Source organism: Accumulibacter sp. (assembly GCF_031732815.1).
Lineage (GTDB): Bacteria > Pseudomonadota > Gammaproteobacteria > Burkholderiales > Rhodocyclaceae > Accumulibacter.
The window spans coordinates 1-2,798 of sequence record NZ_JAVMKF010000269.1 but is presented as its reverse complement, the minus strand read 5'-3'; the positions used below and the strand labels follow the sequence as shown (position 1 = coordinate 2,798).

Sequence of the window (2,798 nt, the reverse complement as noted above, 5' to 3'; positions counted from 1 at the left end):
AGAGCGCAGAGCAGTTCGCCGCGCTGAATCAAGTCAAGGCACAGACAGTTCGTGCTCGCCTATGTCGCACCGGTAGCTACTTCGGGGTCATTCCAATGAAGCTGGCAAACGGCCGGCTTGCTTGGCCTGCCGTTCAGGTGGCGAAATGAAAACGCTCCCGAACCAAACTGCATCCGAGAGCGCCGTCGACAAGCGCAATTTTACCGCAAACCCGCCGATAGTCCGCGGGCAGTGCGCTCAAGTGCTCGAAATCATTCGACAGCGCCAGCCGGTCGTCAGCTTCGAATTGACGTCAAACCTCGCCATTCCCGAAGCGGCGGCGCGTGTCCATGACCTACGGGCGAAGGGATTTCACGTCTTGACGACGATCATGCCGAGATTTGAATTCCGCGGCCGCATCCGGCGCAATACCGCGCTGTACTCGATGGGCTCGCCAGAATGGCCAGCGCCAGGCTTCTTCGAAGACCGGCAACGGGGACTGATTGATTCCACGCTGGCCGGACTTCTCGCCCTGGCTGTGGCGTGCGCCCTTTTGCTTGCGGGATGGCCGCTATGAGCCGCCCGCACGAATGGGACGCCGCGCACCGTCTGGCGCTAGAGATTGCCACCAGCCGCTGCCGGCGCTCGAAGCATTTCGCTGTCTCGCGGCTGCTATCGATGCTTCTCAGTCTGCTGCGAGGCGGCCAGTGAGCCCGATCTTCGCTGCCGACCTGCGTAGCGCATTCGACGTTGCCGGGATGCCCTTTCCAGACCGCGGCGACCCTGAGCCAGGCGAGCTTGTGCGCTTCTCGACCAACGGCCGGGCCGGCGACACCGCCGGCTGGTGCCGGGTTTTTCCCGACGCAGAGGGCGCTACCTTCGGATGTTGGCGAACCGGTGCTGAGTTCACTTGGCAGAGACGCAGAGAAGGTCCGCCGCCGACCGCCGAAGAGTCTGCACGCTGGCGGGCCAAGGCCGAAGAGTCGCGCCGCATCGCAGAAGCCGATCGCGACGCCGGATATGCCGAGGCCGCGCGCCGGGCAGCTGCTGAATGGGACCAGGCCGGTCCCGTTGCCCCCGATCATGGGTATCTGAGCGCAAAGAGCATACCGGCCGAAGGGCTGCGCCAAGCCGCCGACGGCCGCTTGCTGGTTCCGGTGCGCGACGCTGCAGGGACTCTACAGAGCATCCAGTACATCGCCGGCGACGGCACGAAGCGCTTTCTGCACGGTGGAAGAATGGCTGGTGGCCGCTGCTGGCTTGGTGCGCCAGATGCCGTCGGTCCGCTGGCTCTGGCGGAGGGCTACGCGACCGCGGCGTCTATCCGACAGGCAACGAGCTGGTCGGTCTGCGCCGTCTTCTCCGCCGGGAATCTCCGGCGAGTGGCCGAGAGCGTACGCCGCCAGTTCCCGCAGGTTGAAATCTTCGTGGCCGCCGACGACGATTGGCGCACCGAGGGCAACCCCGGATTGACCAAGGCGACCGAAACCGCCGAGGCCATCAAGGGCAAGCTTATCGTTCCCGGTTTCGGCGCCGATCGGCCAGAAACGGCAACCGACTTCAACGACATGGCGCGCCTGCTCGGCGACGACGCTGTGCGCCGAGCGTTCCTGGCTGGCACCTGGCCCGGCGAAGGGCTGGACATTGGCGGGTGCATGTCGACGCCCGCGCCGCCGATGCGGTGGTTCATCACCGAGCGCATGCCGGCCGGCCGGGCCGGGTTGCTTGCGGCCGTTGGCGGATCATCGAAAACGCGCATGTTGTTTCACCTGGGTGTCGGCGCCTGCATCGGGCGATTGCCTTGGCCCTGGGAAGTGGCTCGAACGGGTTGCGCCGCGCTGTTATTGGCCGAGGACACCGCCGCCGACGCTCACCATGCTCTGAGCCTGATCGGCCGCACACTGACGCCTGACGAGCGCCGGCTGGTGGCCGAGCGCCTGAGCCTCTGGCCATTGGCCGGGGAGGACGCTCGCCTGCTGCGGCTAGTTTCCGGTGGCGTGCTGATTCCGACCGAGCGCGCCGCCAATCTGATGCGCCGACTCAAGTTGAGCCGGAATCTGGCTTTCATCGGGCTTGATCCCGCACTGGCGCTCACCGACGGCGACGAACTGAATCCCGCGCATCAGCGTCGCCTGGGCGAGTTTTGCGACCGGCTCGCAATCGACACCGGCGCCTGCGTGCTGCTCAGTGCGCACGCGTCGAAGGGCAGCCAGGCGCTTGACGAACCCGGAAGCCACACGGCTCGCGGCAGTGGGGCCCTGACGGACTGCGTGCGCTTCGAATTCGCTATGCGCACCATGACTGCGCAAGAGGCGCGACAGTTCGGCGTCAGCGACATTGCCCAGCGAAAGGCGCACGTGCAATTGACGGCGACGAAGGGAAACTCCTTGCCGCCTTCGAGCTTCGCGCCCTTGTGGCTGCGTCGCGGCGTCGGTGGGTGTTTGGAACCTGCCGAGCTTGAACGGCAGGAAGCGGGCACCGTTGGCCGTCGAGAGCTTGCCGCCCTTGAGGTGCTGCGGGAGCTTTGCCGAGATTCGACGCCAACGCTTAAAGCCTGGCGCGAGGCTTGCGCCGACGCCGGACTGTTGAGCGGCAGCACGCCGAGGGCACGCGAGTCTTGCATGGAGCGGACGCGAGACCAGCTTCTTGCCGCTGGCCTGATTTCACCCGGCATCGGGCGGGGGGTTTTTACACCATTCGAGGACATGGAATGACCCGCCTTCTTTCCCCCACTTGCCCGCAAACCAAGCCCCCCCCGCCCCCTAAAGCTTACCCTTTCCCACAACCCGTCAGCAGACGGTAGCGCTATGGTTTGTTCC

At 65.6% G+C, this 2,798-nt stretch carries 2 protein-coding genes; both read left to right on the top strand.

What is annotated here, in order from left to right:
* Window positions 1-145 precede the first annotated feature (145 nt).
* Complete coding sequence (locus RKP46_RS15935; protein ID WP_311107530.1) at window positions 146-556, top strand: helix-turn-helix domain-containing protein; 411 nt, start codon at window positions 146-148, stop codon at window positions 554-556.
* 130 nt (window positions 557-686) lie between these two features.
* Entirely contained in the window at window positions 687-2,693 is a 2,007-nt protein-coding gene (locus tag RKP46_RS15930) for an AAA family ATPase (RefSeq protein ID WP_311107529.1), read from the top strand.
* Window positions 2,694-2,798: the final 105 nt, after the last annotated feature.

Coding starts and splice junctions, on each gene's coding strand:
- RKP46_RS15935 (WP_311107530.1), top strand. CDS start 146: ATGAAAACGCTCCCGAACCAAACTGCATCCGAGAGCGCCGTCGACAAG.